The sequence below is a fragment of the Streptomyces sp. NPDC002742 genome (assembly GCF_042888885.1).
Lineage (GTDB): Bacteria > Actinomycetota > Actinomycetes > Streptomycetales > Streptomycetaceae > Streptomyces.
The window spans coordinates 178,661-196,003 of the sequence record NZ_JBIAQF010000013.1 but is presented as its reverse complement, the minus strand read 5'-3'; the positions used below and the strand labels follow the sequence as shown (position 1 = coordinate 196,003).

Annotated in this window: 18 protein-coding genes; 12 read left to right on the top strand and 6 right to left on the bottom strand. The window is 72.3% G+C overall.

Annotated features, from left to right (window positions below):
• Positions 1 to 1,046: 1,046 nt before the first annotated feature.
• Positions 1,047 to 1,313 (top strand): helix-turn-helix domain-containing protein, encoded by a 267-nt coding sequence (locus tag ACFYW8_RS24530; protein ID WP_389079879.1) that lies wholly within the window; start codon positions 1,047 to 1,049, stop codon positions 1,311 to 1,313.
• A 157-nt stretch (positions 1,314 to 1,470) separates the two neighbouring features.
• Here the strand turns inward: ACFYW8_RS24530 and ACFYW8_RS24525 are convergent, their stop codons facing one another.
• Entirely contained in the window at positions 1,471 to 1,932 is a 462-nt protein-coding gene (locus ACFYW8_RS24525) for an SRPBCC family protein (protein ID WP_389079876.1), read from the bottom strand.
• A gap of 180 nt (positions 1,933 to 2,112) precedes the next feature.
• On the opposite strand from ACFYW8_RS24525, the gene ACFYW8_RS24520 reads away from it, so the two are divergent.
• The 7 genes from ACFYW8_RS24520 to ACFYW8_RS24490 all read left to right on the top strand — a co-directional run bounded on the left by ACFYW8_RS24520 (position 2,113) and on the right by ACFYW8_RS24490 (position 7,191).
• Complete coding sequence (locus ACFYW8_RS24520; RefSeq protein ID WP_365876967.1) at positions 2,113 to 2,286, top strand: hypothetical protein; 174 nt, start codon at positions 2,113 to 2,115, stop codon at positions 2,284 to 2,286.
• Between the two features lie 118 nt (positions 2,287 to 2,404).
• The gene (locus tag ACFYW8_RS24515; RefSeq protein ID WP_389079872.1) at positions 2,405 to 2,770 is read left to right on the top strand and encodes a PRC-barrel domain containing protein; all 366 of its coding nucleotides are present in this window, start codon (positions 2,405 to 2,407) and stop codon (positions 2,768 to 2,770) included.
• 396 nt (positions 2,771 to 3,166) lie between these two features.
• A complete protein-coding gene (locus ACFYW8_RS24510) occupies positions 3,167 to 3,826 on the top strand; it encodes a fasciclin domain-containing protein (RefSeq protein WP_389079869.1) in 660 nt (219 codons plus the stop codon).
• A 315-nt stretch (positions 3,827 to 4,141) separates the two neighbouring features.
• Entirely contained in the window at positions 4,142 to 4,324 is a 183-nt protein-coding gene (locus ACFYW8_RS24505) for a hypothetical protein (RefSeq protein WP_389079866.1), read from the top strand.
• Positions 4,314 to 5,237, top strand: a complete 924-nt coding sequence (locus ACFYW8_RS24500) for a YihY/virulence factor BrkB family protein (RefSeq protein WP_365876975.1) — start codon at positions 4,314 to 4,316, stop codon at positions 5,235 to 5,237. Before ACFYW8_RS24505 ends, ACFYW8_RS24500 begins: the two co-directional genes overlap by 11 nt.
• Before the next feature lie 80 nt (positions 5,238 to 5,317).
• Positions 5,318 to 5,596, top strand: coding sequence for a GlsB/YeaQ/YmgE family stress response membrane protein (locus tag ACFYW8_RS24495; protein ID WP_261705420.1), 279 nt, complete (start codon positions 5,318 to 5,320; stop codon positions 5,594 to 5,596).
• Positions 5,597 to 5,982: 386 nt separating this feature from the next.
• Positions 5,983 to 7,191, top strand: coding sequence for a cysteine desulfurase-like protein (locus tag ACFYW8_RS24490; protein ID WP_389079860.1), 1,209 nt, complete (start codon positions 5,983 to 5,985; stop codon positions 7,189 to 7,191).
• A 65-nt stretch (positions 7,192 to 7,256) separates the two neighbouring features.
• Here ACFYW8_RS24490 and ACFYW8_RS24485 read toward each other — a convergent pair whose 3' ends face one another.
• The 4 genes from ACFYW8_RS24485 to ACFYW8_RS24470 all read right to left on the bottom strand — a co-directional run bounded on the left by ACFYW8_RS24485 (position 7,257) and on the right by ACFYW8_RS24470 (position 11,751).
• Positions 7,257 to 8,318 (bottom strand): MerR family transcriptional regulator, encoded by a 1,062-nt coding sequence (locus ACFYW8_RS24485; RefSeq protein WP_389079857.1) that lies wholly within the window; start codon positions 8,316 to 8,318, stop codon positions 7,257 to 7,259.
• Between the two features lie 485 nt (positions 8,319 to 8,803).
• On the bottom strand, positions 8,804 to 9,691 hold the full coding sequence (locus ACFYW8_RS24480) for an oxygenase MpaB family protein (RefSeq protein WP_365876981.1): 888 nt from the start codon (positions 9,689 to 9,691) through the stop codon (positions 8,804 to 8,806).
• 228 nt (positions 9,692 to 9,919) lie between these two features.
• On the bottom strand, positions 9,920 to 10,870 hold the full coding sequence (locus ACFYW8_RS24475; protein WP_389079853.1) for an ornithine cyclodeaminase family protein: 951 nt from the start codon (positions 10,868 to 10,870) through the stop codon (positions 9,920 to 9,922).
• A complete protein-coding gene (locus tag ACFYW8_RS24470; protein ID WP_389079850.1) occupies positions 10,867 to 11,751 on the bottom strand; it encodes an IclR family transcriptional regulator in 885 nt (294 codons plus the stop codon). The genes ACFYW8_RS24475 and ACFYW8_RS24470 overlap by 4 nt, the downstream gene beginning before the upstream one ends.
• 144 nt (positions 11,752 to 11,895) lie before the next feature.
• Between ACFYW8_RS24470 and ACFYW8_RS24465 the strand changes: the two genes are divergently transcribed.
• On the top strand, positions 11,896 to 13,287 hold the full coding sequence (locus ACFYW8_RS24465) for an amidohydrolase family protein (RefSeq protein ID WP_389079847.1): 1,392 nt from the start codon (positions 11,896 to 11,898) through the stop codon (positions 13,285 to 13,287).
• Positions 13,284 to 14,363, top strand: coding sequence for a dipeptidase (locus ACFYW8_RS24460; RefSeq protein WP_389079844.1), 1,080 nt, complete (start codon positions 13,284 to 13,286; stop codon positions 14,361 to 14,363). The genes ACFYW8_RS24465 and ACFYW8_RS24460 overlap by 4 nt, the downstream gene beginning before the upstream one ends.
• Positions 14,364 to 14,463: 100 nt before the next feature.
• Here ACFYW8_RS24460 and ACFYW8_RS24455 read toward each other — a convergent pair whose 3' ends face one another.
• Positions 14,464 to 15,078, bottom strand: coding sequence for a hypothetical protein (locus ACFYW8_RS24455; RefSeq protein WP_389079842.1), 615 nt, complete (start codon positions 15,076 to 15,078; stop codon positions 14,464 to 14,466).
• Between the two features lie 427 nt (positions 15,079 to 15,505).
• Here ACFYW8_RS24455 and ACFYW8_RS24450 point away from each other — a divergent pair, with 427 nt between their 5' ends.
• Both ACFYW8_RS24450 and ACFYW8_RS24445 read left to right on the top strand, forming a co-directional pair.
• Positions 15,506 to 16,855 (top strand): transaminase, encoded by a 1,350-nt coding sequence (locus tag ACFYW8_RS24450; RefSeq protein ID WP_365876994.1) that lies wholly within the window; start codon positions 15,506 to 15,508, stop codon positions 16,853 to 16,855.
• Between the two features lie 45 nt (positions 16,856 to 16,900).
• Positions 16,901 to 17,341 (top strand): Lrp/AsnC family transcriptional regulator, encoded by a 441-nt coding sequence (locus ACFYW8_RS24445; RefSeq protein ID WP_261705409.1) that lies wholly within the window; start codon positions 16,901 to 16,903, stop codon positions 17,339 to 17,341.
• Positions 17,342 to 17,343 lie beyond the last annotated feature (2 nt).

Sequence of the window (17,343 nt, the reverse complement as noted above, 5' to 3'; positions counted from 1 at the left end):
CGGCGGGGGGGGGCGCCGGCCCGGGGGGGGGGGGGGCCCGGGCGGGCCCCCCCCCCGGGGGGGGGGGGGGGTTGTGGGGGGGGGGGGGGCCCCCCCCCGGGCGGCCCCCCCCCCCCCCCCCATGCCTCTAATCGCCGCGATGTCGCCAGTACCAGACGAGACCCGCGACGAAGGCGCACAGGAAGAGGACGGGCAGAATCAGTCCTGGGATGCGAGCCGCCGTCATGACGGGGCTCCGACAGGAGAACAGGCCCATGGGGACCAGGTGTTGACCATTGCGTTCCGCTTTCGACGAGCTGCCGGCCACCGGGGCGCGCGGCGACGGGACCAGACCCGACGGCCGCCGCGCTCAGGTGGCTAAGGGCTGTCCCGTAATCCCCGGCGGGCGCACGACGACAGCTACGGCACCTCGCCGCGTTGTCGGATCGCCCGAATACGCCCAGTATGAGGACGATCCTCCGCCTTGCGATGCACCGCATCTGACGCCGCGCGCTGATCCACCGGTGATTACGGGACAGCCCGTAGGGCTCAATGATGGCGGGAAGATCGCGCGACGGGTCCTGGCCGGGAGTGGCTGGATTGGTGTGCGAGGAAATCCGGCGGGCGCAGCCGTGACGGCCTGGCACGGATCGATCCGGTCCTGGCGGTGGACGACGTCCGCACGGCGCCCGTACGACATCCGTGTGACGTCCGCGCGACGGTACCGCGAACAGCCGAGGGGCCGCTGCGAAGGGCACCTCCGGGGCGGCGGGTGCGGGCCGTGCCCTGGGTAACCCGTCGCGTTCCTATCCTTCGAACGGCTGAACTACCTTGTCCGTTCCCGCTCGTTCTCCTCCTGTGAGCATCGTCGAGGCGGAGATGAGGAATCGATGAGCCGACACCGCAAGGGCCGTAGGCACCGCAAGGTGAACATGACGCCGCGTCCGGTCGGACCGAGGAGATCACCGCGCGCAGTGCGGGAGCAGGCGAGCACGCGTGAGCCCAGAGTGGCACCGGACCGGTCCCCGACCGCCGGGCGGAACACGAACGCGGAGGGGTCCGGCGTCGTGGCCAGGAAGGTGAGCGAAGGCGGTCTGAGCCGCCACGCCGTGCGTACGTGGGAGCGGCTGGCGGAAGCCGGGCCCGGCGGAGTCGGCGTCGCCGAACTCAGCGAGGCAGTGGGCTTCCAGCGTTCCACCGTGTCCGGACACCTGAAGGGCCTGGCCGAACTGGGGCTGGCCGAGGACCACGAGAGCGTGTGGCGGGCGATCGGCCCGGTGGAGGGCACGGTGGCGGGTGAGGGCGTACGGGCTTCGGCCGGGAGCGTTTCCTAGGACGGTGGCCTGAGAGGGGCGCCCGCCCGGGTGTCCCGCCCCGGCGGGCGGCCCTCCTCGTCCACCGAGCCACCCCTGCGGCCGTTCGTCGACTCGTCGGTGATCCGGCCGGCAGAAGGCCGCCGCGCGGTCGCTTCTCCTCATCGAGGCAGTGAGATCAGTCCGCCGGGCCCCCGCCGGAGCCGAAGTAGCTGTTCACCGCTTCGGGCATCCGCTGAGCCACCTGGTCTCCCAGGCGCTCGAATTCCCCGCGCAGGAACGGAGAGGCCAGGCGGGCCATGCCGCGGAATTCGATACGGGCCCGGTAGGTGAGGAGAGTGGCGCCCTTCTCCGCACGGAAGATCAGGTCGTCCGTCGAGGTGACGGTCCGGTTCCGCCCCACGAAGGTCAGCCGCAGGTCTTCCAGCCGGACCAGCCGGTAGCGGAGTTCGGTGCGCCGCCCGCGGAACCTTGAGACATTGTCCCATTCGGCGCCTTTGGCGACGGGGGCGCCGGCTCTGGCCGGACGGCAGCTCACCGTGCCGGGGTCCCATTCCTGCGCGTGCGCGAAGTCCGCCAGATACGCCACCACATCGGGCAGGGGGTGGTGCAGGGCGACCGTGCGTTCGACTTCGACCATGAGGCTTCTCTTTCGTGCGGTGTGCGGCAGGCGCCTCCAGAAGTGCGGGAGGTCCATTGTCTTCCCCGCGGGAACGCCGAGCGGATGCAGTGGATTCGTCACCCGACGTGGTGTCGGGCGGATTTCTCGGGGTATCCGGACCCCATCGCTCGACAGTCGGCCATTGACAAGGGAGATCTCATGCTCGGCATCGCTGCCGCCGTACTGCTGTTCATCGCGTTCCTGATCAACGCCGGTGACGTTTCGACCAATCACGTGTTCACGTCGACCAACGTCATGCTCATAGGCCTCGCCCTGCTCGCTCTTCACCTCTCGGGCGTCGGAGGCGGCTGGGCGACGCGCCGCCGCCGCTGACGGACGGGGCGGATCTCTCCGGCGGCGGAAGCGGCGGCGCCCGCCGGCCCGGAGGGCCCCTTTCCCCGCCCCGCGACGCGGGCACTGCGGGCGAACCGACGAACTGACGGAGGAAGACATGACAGCCGACGGAATCTGGTCGTACGCACCGGAGTTCGGACACCCCGAAGTACACGAACTGGCCGGCTACAGCGTCGAGGCGAGCGACGGGACCATAGGGCACGTGGACCGGCAGGCGGACGACTCAGGGATGCGGCACCTGATCGTCGACACAGGCATCTGGGTGTTCGGCAGGAGCGTGCTGGTTCCCGTGGGTGTCGTCACCGGCATCGACACGGAGTCTCAGAAGATCATCGTCGCGTGCACCCGCGAGGAGATCAAGTCGGCGCCCGTGTTCAAGACGGACCGCGAGACCCTCGACCCCGAGTATCTGTCCAGTGTCGGGCGCTACTACCGGGGCCTCCCGCCGCGCCAACCGGCCTGAGCCGTCGAGCCGCGCGATCACGAGCGCGGCGACCGCACGTCGCCAGGTCGGGGTTCGACCACCGTTCCACCGTCGGGACACGAGGGTCCCGAACCGCGGCCTGCGTGCCGCGGATTCGTGCGGTGAGCACTCCGAAGCCGCGCGCCCGCCGGATTGCTCCCGGCCGGAATCTCCCTCGAATCGGTGATCGCCCTCCCGTCGACCGATCCGGCACGGCTCCGGGCTCGGATTCCCCCGTGTGAGCCGGGACCTGAAGAGTTCGATGTGTTCCCCCGAGTGCGCCGCCGGCGCCTCGCGGAGGCCCGTCCGTTCGTTCTCCACGGAATTTCCGCTCGAAAACCGCGGCATTCGCCGGTCCGCTCGTCGAATGCCGCTTCGTTCCGACAGGAGAACCTCATGAACATGCGTATCCGTCGCGTCGCGGTGGCCCTCGCCACCGCCGCTGCGCTGCCGGTCGTGCTGACGGCTTGTTCCGACGGCGGCAAGGACGACGGCGCGTCGAATTCTGCGAAAGCATCGGCTTCCGCTCCCGTCCCGGACGGGAAATCGGCCGGTTCGCCGGCGATGGCGGGAAGTTCCGACCAGCCGTTCGGTCCGGGGTGCGCGTCGGTGCCGAAGGACGGGGCGGGGGCGTTCGACGGGATGGCGAAGGACCCGGTGGCGACGGCGGCGTCCAACAACCCGGCACTGTCGACGCTGGTGACGGCGGTGAGGAAGGCGGGTCTGGTGGACACGCTGAACAACGCCGAGAACATCACGGTGTTCGCGCCGGCGAACGAGGCGTTCGCGAAGATTCCGAAGGCGACGCTGGACAAGGTGCTCGCGGACAAGGCCCGGTTGACGAAGATTCTGACGTATCACGTCGTCGGCCAGAAGCTGACGCCGAAGCAATTGGAGAACGGTTCGTTCGAGACGCTGGAGAAGAGCAGGCTGATCACGAGCGGGTCGGGGGAGTCGTACACGGTGAACGACTCCGCGAGGGTGGTGTGCGGCGAGGTGAGGACCGCCAACGCGAACGTGTACATCATCGACACCGTCCTGATGCCCAAGAACTGACACCGGGGCATGCTCCGGCCCCGCGGTCGACAGCCGCGGGGCCGCCGTCCGCGCGGTCGGCAGGAGCTTCCTGTGGCGGGCAGGAAAAGCGGGGGTGTCCGGGACAGGCGTCCGTCCCGGACACCCCCGTCCCTTCTCGTCGACGGGTGCGCGGGTGTCGCGCACGACTCCGGCGACGCTTCCTCGGAGCACCACCGATTGCCGGAACACGGCGCTGCGGGGGTGTAGGGGGACCAGCGCGTGGAAGGAGAGCCCGGACCGGCCCCGCCAGGCATGAGGCCGGGAACGCCGGCCTGACCGGCCGAGAGGTGAGGGATGAGCAGACGAATCGTCCGGATGCGCGCGGAAGGACGGGGTGTCGCCGCCCTGTGCCGGGACCTCACCCGAGTCCTCACCGCCGTCCCCACCCGGCTCCTCGGCCGAGTCGCCGTCCGCGACCGGACCCGCACCCGGGCGCGGATCGGCAGCAGCCCCGAACGGAGCCGGCATGTCCGCTGAATCCGGGCCGGGCGGCGTCGTCGGGGCGGTCCGCCCGGCGCGGCCCCGCCGTTACGGGCCACGGCTGCCCGCCATCTGGTGGCCGGCCCTGCGCCGCACCCCGGTCTCGATGTGGAACGACGACGTCTCCGACTGGGCGGCCGCGCTGACGTACTACGCGATCCTCGCGGTGCTGCCCGCCCTGCTGGTCATGGTCATCGCCTTCGGGCTGATCAGTCCGGACACCGCCGACCGGTTCATCGCACACGTCACGGCGTACGCGCCGGCGCAGTCGGGGGCGGAGCTGCACCAGGCCCTGGGGGAGATGCTGCGCCGGCGATCCGCCGCCTGGACGCTCCTCGTCGCCGGTGCGGCGAGCGCGCTCTGGTCGGCCTCCAGCTACCTCGCGGTGTTCCGCCGGGCCCTGCACCGCATGCACGACGTGGCGGACCGCCGCTCGGCCTGGCGCACCGCGCACCGACTGGTACTGACCGCGCTGGCGCTGCTCGGGCTGCTCGTCGTGAGCGCCCTCGTCCTCCTGCTGACCGGCCCCGTGGCCGAGGCCGCCGGCCGCGTCTTCGGCCTGGACGGCACGGTGGCCGTGGCCTGGAACCTGCTCCGGTGGCCCCTGCTGATGTGCCTGGTGGCCCTGCTGGTCCTCGTCGTCTTCCACACGGGTCCGCCGCCCGCCCGGCGTCGCCGGTACAGCCTGCCCGGCGGAATCCTCGCAGCCTTCCTCTGGCTGGCGGTCTCCGCCGGATTCGCCCTGTACGCCACCGGCTTCGGGGCCTACAGCAGGCTCTACGGCTCTCTCGCCGGTCCCGTCGTCTTCCTCGTGTGGCTGTGGCTGTCCAACCTCGCGCTGCTGGCCGGCGCGCAGTTCACGGCCGAACTGAACGGGGCCGCGGCGGCGGGGAACCGGGCAACAGTTTGAGACATCCAGGTTTGCTCCGGCCGGGACGGCGCAGACGGAGTGAGGAAGTCACATCTTGCCGGACGAACGGTGGAGGAACTGTGGGAATCATCGCTTGGATTCTGATCGGGTTGCTTGCCGGTGCCATCGCCAAGCTGCTCCTGCCGGGCAAGGACCCGGGTGGGATCATCATCACGATGCTGATCGGTGTCGCGGGAGGCCTGCTGGGCGGCTGGCTGGGCAAGGTCATCTTCGGCGTCGACTCGATCGACGGATTCTTCGACGTGTCGACCTGGATCGCCGCCATCGCGGGATCACTGATCCTTCTGGTTCTGTACCGAATGCTGACGGGCAACCGCCGGTCGCACCGCCACGCGTAAGGCGCCAAGGGCCCGTTCGGGCGTCCTGACTCACGGCCTGGGGCCGGCACCCGGAATCTCCGGGTGCCGGCCCCAGGCCGTGAGTCGTCCTTCGCGGGCCCGTCCGGGTGAACGCGGCGCAGATTTCGGAGTGTGCCCCCTGACGAGGGGTACCGGTTGCGCCAAGCCGCGGGTTGGGAGCAGCAGTCCCGCGGGCCAGCACTCCTACGGCGTCCCGGGACGCCTGGGGGTGCGTCCAGGACTCCGCGTCGCCCTCCCGCCGCGGCGGGCGTTCTGTCATGATCGACGGAGACCGTGTGCGCACGCCCGATCACGTGACTCCTGCCCACCCGACCGCTGTCCGGGCCGACCGGCGTGGGCCGCGCCGCCGCCCCTGAGGAGCCCGAGTGACGTACGACGTCGGCGCACTGCGCGCCGAGATCCCCGCCCTGCTGTCCGGCGTCGCGCACTTCGACGGTCCGGGCGGAACGCAGACCCCGGCCCGGGTCGCCGGGGCGATCGCGGACGCGCTCACCGGCCCGCTGTCGATCCGGGGGCGCCTGACACCGGGAGAGGCGAACGCGGAGGGTCTCGTCCAGGGATTCCGGCAGGCCGTGGCCGACCTGGTGGGCGGCCACCCCACCGGGGTCGTCTTCGGCCGCAGCGCCACCCAGCTCACGTACGACTTCTCCCACACACTCGCGAAGGACTGGGCGCCCGGTGACGAGGTCGTCGTCAGCCGTCTCGACCACGACGCCAACATCCGGCCCTGGATCCAGGCGGCGCAACGGGCCGGAGCCCGCGTGCGCTGGGCCGACTTCGATCCGGAGACGGGTGAACTCCCGCCCTCGGCGGTGGGGGACCTGCTGACCGATCGCACCCGGCTGGTCGCGGTCACCGCCGCCTCGAACCTGATCGGGACCGTGCCCGACATCGCCGGGATCTCACGCCTGGTCCACCGGTACCCGCGGGCGCTGCTCTTCGTGGACGGGGTGCACTACGCGGCGCACGCCTTCGTGGATCTCGCGCGGCTCGGCGCCGACTTCCTCGTGTGCTCGCCCTACAAGTTCTTCGGCCCGCACCACGGTGTCCTGACCGCCTCCCCGGAGCTGCTGGAGGAACTGCGCCCGGACAAGCTGCTGCCGTCCGCCGACGTGGTTCCCGAGCGCTTCGAACTGGGAACTCTGCCCTACGAGTCGCTCGCCGGCACCACCGCCGCGATCGACGTCATCGCCGGGCTCGGCACTGTCACGACGGGCGGGCGCAGAGACCGGCTGCGGTCGGCCTTCGCGGCGATCGAGCGGCATGAGGGAGCGCTGCGCGAGCGGCTGGAGGCCGGCCTGGCCGAGCTGCCGGGCGTCACGTTGCGCTCCCGCGCGGCCCACCGGACGCCCACCCTGCTGCTGACGTTCGACCACCGGGACGCGGCCGACGCCCCTCCGTTCCTGGCGGCCCGCGGTGTACACGCGCCCGCCGGGTCGTTCTACGCGGTGGAGGCGTCCCGGCACCTCGGCCTCGGCGACAGCGGAGGCCTTCGCGTCGGACTCTCGCCGTACAACGACCAGGACGATGTGGAACGGCTGCTGGAGGGACTGGAGGCCTTCCTGCGGTCGTAGCCACGGAGGCGGGTCCAGACGTCATGGGCGCGCTCGTGGCGGACGGCCGGGCGAGCGTGAGGTCGTCAGGTCGCGAGCGCGCCGTCGTAGGGCCGGTTGTCCGGTGCGGTGACCAGACGGAGCGCTTCGGCCAGGTGACGTGGGCGCAGGAGCCCCGGACCCGGCTGCCCGCCCCAGCCCGGTCCGGTCAGCAGGACCTGGCTCCGCGTTCGCGCTCCGCGTACTCCCCAGCTCGTAGCGGCGATGTGACGGGCGAGCGGAAGGTTCGCCGTGGACCGCGACTGCGACCACAGGACAACCGCCGGAGGACCGACGCGCCGGACCGCCGCCATGAGCGCCTCGGGCGGAACGGCGCTACCTAGCGTCAGGACGGGTACCCGACGTTCGGCCAGTGCCGCGTTGAGCGCCTCCAGCGGCAGGGTGTGCTGCTCGTCCGGAAGGCAGGCCAGCAGGACGGGTGACGCGGTGGCGTGCGCCGCCTGCCCCGCCGCTGACACGTAGGCGTGCCGCAGGGTGGCGGAGACGTGCCAGGACAGGAGGTGCTCGACCTCGACGTAACGGTCCCCCGAGGACTCCCACTTGCGGCCCACCGCCCGCAGGGTGGGCACCATCACCTCGTCCCAGGCCCTGGTGAGGCCGTGGGTCCGGACCGCGGCCGCTAGTTGTTCCTGGACGGCGAGGGCGTCCAGACGGACGGCCGCACGGCTGAGCCCCCGGCAGTACCGGCCCAGGTCACCCGACGGCAGCCCGGTGCCCGACCGCGGCCCTGCTTCTCCCGGGCCGGGGGCCTTGGTCGTCGGCCGCTCCGGAATCCGGACACCGGTCCGCGTCCGGGCGTCGAGAAGCGGAGATACCGCGCCAGGGCCGCGAGCCGCCTCCTTCGCGGCGCGGGCGGCCTCGGCGGGAGGCAGGCCGACGGCGGTCAGCCGGCACATCTCCTGGATCATGGCCACGTCGTCGCGAGACCACCGGCGGTGGTGGCCGTCGGCCCGCACCGCGGGTCCCAGCCCGTACCGGCGGTCCCAGGAACGCAGTGTCGTGGGCGACACGCCGAGCTTCCGCGCCAGGAACCCGGTGGTCACTCCCACGTCTGCGGTCGCCGTCTCCTCGTGGGCGCTCAGGTCCATGGGGCGGCCTCCGGGGGAAGGGCGGACGAGGGCCCGGCGGAAAGGGCGTCCCACCCACGGGTGGTGGGGCCCGTCGCAGGGCGGCAGCAGATCATGACGGGACCTCGCCTCGATTCCGGAGCCGTCCGGGGACCGGCCGGTCCGCCGGGCTCACCCCTCCTTCGGCGCGGGGCCGTCCACCGGATGCGGCGAACCGGGCCGGCGTGGCGACGGGGTTGCCCCACCGGGTCCGGGCGGGGACCACGCCGGCCCCGGCGGAGGCTCACTTCCCAGCCCATTTCCGGCCCTGCCGTGGACCGAACCGCATCGGCCGTCGTGGCGAGTGCCGTACCCCGCCGTCGTGGCGGTCGACGTGCCGACGACCGGGCCCGACGCGACCCGGAAACCCTGTCCGGGGTGTACGGGCGACTTCGCCGACTCGGTCCCGGGTCCGGGTACGCGCGGGGGAGGGGCGCTGCGGCGTGCGCCCCGGAGCGGCGGCCCTGTCACGCGTGGGCCTCGAGGGTTCGCGCACGCTGCGGTGCCATCGCCCAGCGCACGGCCGATGTGAAGGCGCAGCCGAGCGGACGTACACACACGGTGTCCACCAACTGCAGCCGCGGCAGCCGCAGTTCGGCGGCGGCCCAGGTGGGCAGCAGGGACACCGCGTTCGCGGCGAGCACCCCGTACGGGAGGCGGGCGACGAGTGGCACCGGCGGGCTCAGCAGGAGGAACCGCGCGGCATCGCGTGCCTCCGGCGTCGCCCGCAACTCGCCGCGGTACGCGGTCAGCCGCTCCGCGAGCTCGGCACGGTTCGTCGGCGGATCCAGGACGCCCAGCGCTGAGGCGACACGGGCGGTGTCCGCCACGTACGCGTCGTAGCCGGCGCCGGACAACGGGCGGGCGCCGTACCGCCGGTGCGCCCGCAGGAAGCTGTCGACCTCCGCGACGTGGACCCAGCCGAGAAGGTGCGGATCCGTCGCGTGATAAGCCGTTCCCTCCGAGGTCACCCCGCGCACCCGCTCATGGACCGCCCGTACCCGGTCACAGGCGTCCTGGGCGCTCTCGGCCGTCCCGTACGTCGTCACCGCGAGGAAGGTGGAGGTGCGCTGGAGCCTTCCCCAGGGATCCCCGCGGAAGCCCGAGTGCGCGGACACGGCGGCCATGGCGAGTGGGTGGAGCGACTGGAGCAGCAGCGCGGAGAGCCCGCCGATGAACATCGACGCGTCCCCGTGAACGGTGCGGATGGGGCGGTCCGGGCCGAACCAACGGGGTCCGGGCGTGCCGTGGATACGTGCGCGGTTCTTCGGTCCCTCGGGGCCCGCGACCCGGGTGAACAGCGCGCTGCCCAGCCGTTCCCGCACTCCGCCGCCGTCCGCTCCGGTCCGTCTCATGGGGCGATGGCCTCCCTCCGTGTCGTGTTCCGCCGGGCCCGCGACCTGTTCGGAACCTGCCGGGTCGATCGGCCGCTCGGGCCCACGCCACACGGTGTGCCGCCCGCGGTGCGTTCGCCGCCGAGGTGTCCGGCGGATGCGGTCCGCGACCGTGCGTCGCGGGGCCGCGCGCACCGGCGGAGGCACCCTTCAGCATGGCCGAACCCGGGGAAGGAAGTCCACTACGGCTCACATGGCTACGCGCGTGCCCCATCCCGCGGCGCGGGCGACGGCGTCGGCGACGTGGGCGGCCGCGACGTCCAGGGCGGCGTGACCGGTCGACTTGAACAGGGTGAGTTCGGCGTCGTCGCGCCGACCGGGGTGTTCGCCGCCCAGGACCGAACCGAGGAGCGTCACGGACCGCTCGGGCGGGAGGTCCTGCAACTCGTGGGCGCCGGAGGGGGGCGGGGTCGTGGCGGCGCCGTGCCACTCGGCGAAGAGGGCGGCGTCCCGGACGGTGTCGGCGTCCAGCTCGGGTCCGTGGGAGCCGCCCACCGAGCTGATGTGCGTGCCGGGGGCGAGCCATGCGCGACGGATGACCGGCCGCGCGGCGCCCGTGCAGCAGAACACCGTGTCGGCCCCGCGCACCGCCTCCTCGATCCCGTTCGCGCCCCGGCCGACGGGGTGGAGGGCGGCGGCGCTCGCGGCACGCCGGGGATCGCGGCCCGCGACGGACACGGGGGTCCTCGGACTCAACGCCGCGAGCAGGGCGATCTGCGCACGTGCCTGGGCGCCCGTTCCGATGACGGCGACCCGGGTGGCGTCCTGACGCGCCAGGGCCCGAGCGCTCAGTGTGGCGGTCGCCGCGGTACGGATCTCGGTGAGGGGCTCGGCGTCCATCAGAGCCAGCGGGCGGCCGTCCGCCTCGTCGAAGAGCGCGACGATGCCCCGGTGACTGCTGCGTCCGGGCCGTGCCGGGTCGGCGAACACGGAGACGAGTTTGGCCGCGAGCCCGAGACCGGGCACATGGCCGGGCATCGCGCCGAGCAGGCCGCCCGGTGCGTGCGCCGCGATCCGCGGTGGCGCGGAGACCTCGTCACGGCCGACGGCGACGAGGGCCGTCGTCACGGCGTCCAGAACCCGCTGCGGGTCGAGTGCGGCGCGTGTCCGCGCCCCGTCGAGGAAGAGGATCTCGCTCATGCCGGACCTTCGGTGGTGGTGGACGCGGAGGCGGCCTGGGACGTCGGTGTGGACGGGGGCCGGGACGAGGACTCGGGCTGGGAGGAGGTGGCCCCGAAGACTCCTGGGTCTTCGGGGGCTTCAGCGGCTCCGGAGGTACCGGGGCCGGAGAGGATCCGCCCCAGCTCGTCCGTCGCCTCGCGCAGCCGCTCCCGCAGGCGGGGAAGCCGGGCCTCGTCGAACTCCGAGCCCAGGCCGACCAGGGTGAGGGCGCAGACGGGCGAGCCCGGACGCGTGACCACGGCACGGGCGAGCGAGGCGACCGGCTGTTCGTTGCGCCCGTACTCCACGGCGAATCCGGTCCGTTCGGCGTGCTCGATGTCGGCCAGCAGCCCCTCGGTTCCGGTCAGCGGGTGTCCGGCCTCCTCCGCGGCGCGCAGGTAGGGGACCCGGTTGGCCGGGGAGAGGGCGGCGACGAGGGCGAGCGGACCGGCGAACCGGTGAACGGGCAGGGCCTGGCCGGACAGACTGCTGATCATCGCCAGACGGTCGGGGCGTACGACATCGATCACGCGTGAGCGGTCGACCTCGGGCACCTGAAGGTTGACCATCATCCCGGTGCGCTCGGACAGCGCCGCGAGGACCGGTCGGGCGAGCGCTCCGAGCGAGTTCCTGGCCGCCGAGGACGACAGTTGCAGGACCGCCGTGCCCGGCAGATAGCGGTCGCCGGCGCGCAGCACCCAGCCACGCCGGACCAGGTCGACGAGCACGCGATAGGCGGTCGCGCGATGCAGTCCGACCTCCTCGGCCAGGTCGGTGAGGCGCGGAGGCCGGGAGGCGCGGGCCACGGCCTCGACCAGGTCCAGGGCCTTGTCCACCGCGGTGCGGGGTGCTTCGGGCACTTCCGACCCCTCCTTGTGGCGTCGTGACAAGCGAGCGTACGGTAACGCGTGTTGCGAGAGACGATACGCCTGTTACGTAGAGCGTAACAACGGGTCGGATCGAGCGAACTGACCGGTCCGGACAGAGCGACTGCTGAGGTGAAGATGACGGACGAGGCTTCGGGCGCACCGGCCCCGCACGCTCCCGCGGTGAAGGGAGCCGTCGCGGTGTACCGCGGCGCGACGCTGTTCGACGGAACCGGGCGGCCGGCCAGGGGCTCGACGTCGATCGTGGTCGACGGCCCGGTGATCCGCGCCGTCGGGGACGATGCCGTGATCGCCGGGAACCTGCCCGCCGACGCCCAGGTCTTCGACCTCGACGGACGCTTCGTCGTCCCCGGCCTGATCGACGCGCACCAGCACATCGCGACGCCGCCCGACCGGCCCGTCGCCGAGGCGGTGCTGCGCCGGCTCGTCTGCAGCGGGGTCACGGCCATCCGTGACATGGCCGACGACCTGCGCCAGGTCGGCGACCTGGCGAGGGCCACGCTCGTCGGCGAGATCCCCGGCCCCGACATCCGTTACGCCGCGCTGATGGCGGGTCCCGGATTCTTCGACGACCCGCGCACCCACCAGGTCTCCCAGGGCGAGACGCCGGGCGCCGTGCCGTGGATGCAGGCGATCGCGGAGGACACCGACCTGCGCCTGGCCGTAGCCATGGCGCGCGGAACCCACGCCTCCGCGATCAAGGTGTACGCGGATCTCGACCACGCCACCGTCGCCGCGATCACCGCGGAGGCGCACCGTCAGGGCATCCCCGTCTGGGCCCACGCCACCGTCTTCCCCGCCACACCCGGCCAGATCGTCATGGCCGGCGCGGACAGCGTCTCGCACGTCACCCTGCTCGCGTTCGAGGGCACCGACGGGCCGCTGATCAGCTACAAGAACAAGCCGCCGGTCGAGTACGAGCGTTTCGCCGACGGTGACGACCCGCGCGTCGAGGAACTCTTCGCCCTGATGCGGCAGAAGGGCACCGTCCTCGACGCCACCGCGGGCATGTGGGCGAGCGAGGCGCTCGCGGGGGACGGCCCCGAGGGCGCGGCGCGCGCGGCGGCCAACACCGAACTCGCCGCCGTGCTCACCGCCCAGGCCCACCGCGCCGGCGTCGACATCGCGACCGGCACGGACTACGAGACCGACCCCGGGGACCCCTTCCCCGCCCTGTACGAGGAACTGGCGTTCCTCGTGCACCGGTGCGGGATGTCACCCGAGCAGGTGCTGCGCTCGGCCACGCTGATCGGTGCCCGCAGCGCCGGAGCCGAGGACGTCATGGGCAGCGTCGAGGCGGGCAAGCTCGCCAACTTCGTCGTCCTGGACGACGATCCGCTGCTGGACATCGAGCATCTGCGCAGCGTCACGCTGACCGTCAAGCGCGGCCGGCGCTTCGAACGCGGCGAGTTCGAGCGCACCGCCCCCGGCGCCGGGCGGCCCGGCCGCGTGCCGACCACCGAGGGCGAAGAGCCCGGATCGATCCACCCTGCCGAGGAGACCCGATGACCGCCCTCCCCATGATCATCAACGCGCTCGGGCAGCTCGACAACCCGAACGCTCCACAGTCGGCCGAGGCCGCCGCACAGCTCAACCCCTCGAGCGAGCAACTGACCGTCGACGCCCGCACGTTGGCCGACGCCCACGCCTCGGGCCTCACCGCCGTGAACATCACCCTCGGCTACACGATGGGCGACCTGCCCCCGTACGAGCACACCCTGCACGAGATCGACGTCTGGGACGGGATCATCCGGGACAACGCGGCCGACCTCCTCAAGGTCCGCACGGTCGCCGACCTCCACCGGGCCAGGCAGGAGGGCCGGATCGGCGTCATCTACGGCTTCCAGAACGCCGTCGCGGTCGGAGACGACACCGGGCGCATCGGCACCTTCGCCGACCTCGGCGTGCGGGTCGTCCAGCTCACGTACAACCAGGCCAACCACATCGGTGACGGTTCGATGGCGCCCGCCAACCGGGGGCTGACCGACTTCGGCCGGAGTGTCGTCGAGGCCCTCGACGAACACCGCCTCATGGTCGACCTCTCCCACAGCGGTGAGCGCACCTGCCTGGACGCCGCCAAGGCGGCGCGGCGCCCCGTGTCGATCAACCACACCGGCTGCCGGGCGCTCGCCGACCTCCCCCGCAACAAGACGGACGAGGAGCTGCGCCTGGTCGCGTCGCGCGGTGGCTTCGTGGGCATCTACTTCATGCCGTTCCTGAACGTGTCGGGTCACGCGACGGCCGCTGATGTCGTGGAGCACATCGTCCACGCGGTCGACGTGTGCGGCGAGGACCACGTCGGCATCGGCACCGACGGCACCGTCACGTCCATCGACGACCTCGACGCCTACCGCGCGCATCTCGCCGAACATGTGGCCCTCCGGCGCGAGGCCGGTGTCGGCGCGGCGGGGGAGCGCGACGACACGCTTCCCTTCGTGCTCGACCTGCGCGGAGTGGACCAGTTCCGGGAACTCGTCCGCCTCCTGGAACAGCGCGGCTACACCTCCGGGCGCATCGAGAAGATCCTCGGCGGGAACTTCCTGGACTACGCCGACCGGGTCTGGGCCCCGGAGGCTTCCCGGTAGGCGACTCGGATGACCGGGCGGCGCGGCGAGGGACAACGGGCCGTCCCGTGCCGTCGGCCGGCCGCGCCCCCACCCGTGCCCGACCCGATCCCGGCATCGGTCATCCGAAAGCCGGCAGCCCCGCGACCCGTACGCGTACGAGCAGGTCCGCGGCCGAGGCCGGTCCGGCGGTCGCCGCGCCGCTCGGGTCCGGGGTCGGTGACTGCGTGGCCTCCCCGGGCGTCCCGCTCGGGGCAGGGGACGGGGAGCCGGACGCCTCACCGGCCGGGGTGGCGGGTGCGACGCGCGGAGGTGTCGCACGGGGCTTCGCACTCGGCGAGACGGCCGAGGGCGAGGGGGTCGCGCTCGCGCCGTGGCGAGGCGGCCGCTGATCGGCCGCGGCGCCGACCCGTTGGCCGGCGGCCGGGTCGTCCGTCGGCGGGGTCACCTGCCCGGCGGGCAGCCCGGGCGGACGCGTGAACGCGCCTTCACGCCCCACGGCCGACGGGGACGGGGTGCCCGTGGGCCGCACTTCGACACGCGATGCGGCGTCGGCCGCCGAGGTGTCCCTGTGCGCCTTCCGAGCCCCGTTCGGCAGGGGCAGCCACGGCGCGGCCGAGTCGCTTCCGCTCACCAGGGCAGCGAGGGCCGTGGCGAAGCAGACGCAGGAGACCGCGACGACCCAGCCCATGGTGCGCAGCCAGGAACGGCGCCGCCCGCTCTCGTCGACGAACACGGCCCCTTCACCCGACGCGAGGACTTCCGTCCGGCTCCGTCCCTCACAAGTCGATTCCCCCGTTGTCCCTGCCATGCCCCGCTCCTTGACGACTCCTGTCACCGGCCGCCCGTCGGCGACTGCGCGCTGATTCGGATGGCGACGCCGCGCTGATCCAGAGATACGAAGGCGATCCCTGGTTGACTCATTCCGACCGGTTGTGATGCATCTAGGGCGTGCTCGGATCGAGAGGTGACTGTCGAATCGGGTGTCGTCGCAGCGGAATCATTTGTCGGTGCAGTGGAATCGATCGTCTGGTCTTGCTCGCACGGCTCATACATTCGTACTCTTGCTGAATCCGCTCGCCGAGTGAGCTCAACCACTGAGCTCAACCACTGAGCTCAGTCACCGAGCTCACCGTCTGTGTTCACCGACTGAGGAGTCCTCGATGGACCGCACCCGCCTGCAGCAGCTCCTGGCTCGTGAGAGTGCCGAGGCCGAGCGGCGCAACCCGCGGTCCAGGGCCGCCTACGAGCGTGCCGACCATCTCTTCGGCAGGGTCCCGATGACCTGGATGAACAAGACCGCGGGGGCTTTCCCGCGTTATCTGGACACCGCGAGGGGTGCCCGCGTCACCGACATCGACGGACACGACTACATCGACTTCTGCCTCGGCGACACGGGCGCGATGGCCGGTCACTCCCCGGAGGTGGTGGCCGAGGCGGTGCGGACCCGGTTCGCCGAGAGCGGCGGCGCCACCGCGATGCTCCCCACCGAGGACGCGGAGTGGGTGGGCGCCGAACTGACCCGGCGCTTCGGGCTCGCGCGCTGGAGCTTCTCGCTCACCGCGACCGACGCCAACCGCTGGTCCATCCGGCTGGCCCGGGCGGTCACCGGCCGTCCGAAGATCCTGGTGAACAGCTACAGCTACCACGGCAGTGTCGACGAGTCGCTGATCGTGGTCGGCCCCGACGGACGGGGCACGGCCCGCCCCGGAAACGTCGGTGCCCCCTGCGACGTCACCCTCACCAGCCGCGTCGCCGAGTTCAACGACCTGGCGCAGCTGGAGCGCGAGCTCGCCCACGGCGACGTCGCCGCCGTCCTCATGGAACCCGCGCTCACCAACATCGGCATCGTGCTGCCCGAGCCGGGCTACCTGGAAGGCGTCCGCGCCCTCACGCGCGCGTACGGGACTCTCCTCATCAACGACGAGACGCACACCTTCTCCGCCGGCCCCGGGGGCTGCACCGCCGCCTGGGGGCTGGAGCCGGACCTGCTCACGATCGGCAAGGCGATCGGCGGGGGGATCCCGGCGGGCGCCTACGGGCTGTCCGCCGAACTCGCCGACCGACTGCTCGGCCGCGCCGACCTGGACCTGGTCGACATGGGAGGCGTGGGCGGCACCCTCGCCGGAAACGCCCTCTCCGTGGCCGCGATGCGGGCCACGCTGGAACACGTCCTCACCGACGCGGCGTTCGACACGATGGCGAAGCTCTCCGAACGCTTCGAGGCCGGGGTGCGGGCGGGCATCGAGGAGTGGGCCCTGCCGTGGTCGGTGAGCCGGCTCGGAGCCCGTACGGAATACCGGTTCGCCCACCCCGCGCCGCGCACCGGAACGGAATCGGCGGCGGCGGCCGACACCGAGCTGGAGGACTTCCTCCACCTGTACCTCGCCAACCGGGGCATCCTGCTGACCCCGTTCCACAACATGGCGCTCATGTGCCCGGCGACCACCGAGCGGGACGTGGACCGGCACACGGACGTCTTCGCCGCCGCCCTGGCCGAACTGGTCGGCTGAACGGCGCCGTTAACCTGGGGGCCGGGTCAGCCGGAGAGGAACAGCGTGGACGAGATCGACCGGGCCATCCTGCGCGAACTGCAGATCGACGGCCGTATCGCCTATGCCGAACTCGGCCCCAAGGTCGGGCTGTCCGCGTCGGCGGCCCGTCAGCGCCTGCAACGCCTGCTCGACTCGCAGGCGGTCCAGGTCGTCGGGGTCACCGACCCGATGGGCATGGGCGGCCAGGCGATGGCACTGCTCGGCATCGCCGTGGACGGCGATCCGCGAGCCGTCGCCGACGCGCTGGCCGAACGGGCCGAGGTCGTCTACTCGGTGCTGACCTCGGGGGGCTTCGACCTGTTCGCCGAGGTCGTCTGCCCGGTACCGAGGGATCTGCTGGACTTCGTCAACGACGTCGTACGGCAGATCGAGGGCGTCCGGCAGGTGCAGTCGTTCCCCTACTTCGGGATCCACACGCACCGGTTCCTTTGGAACGTGGGCTGAGC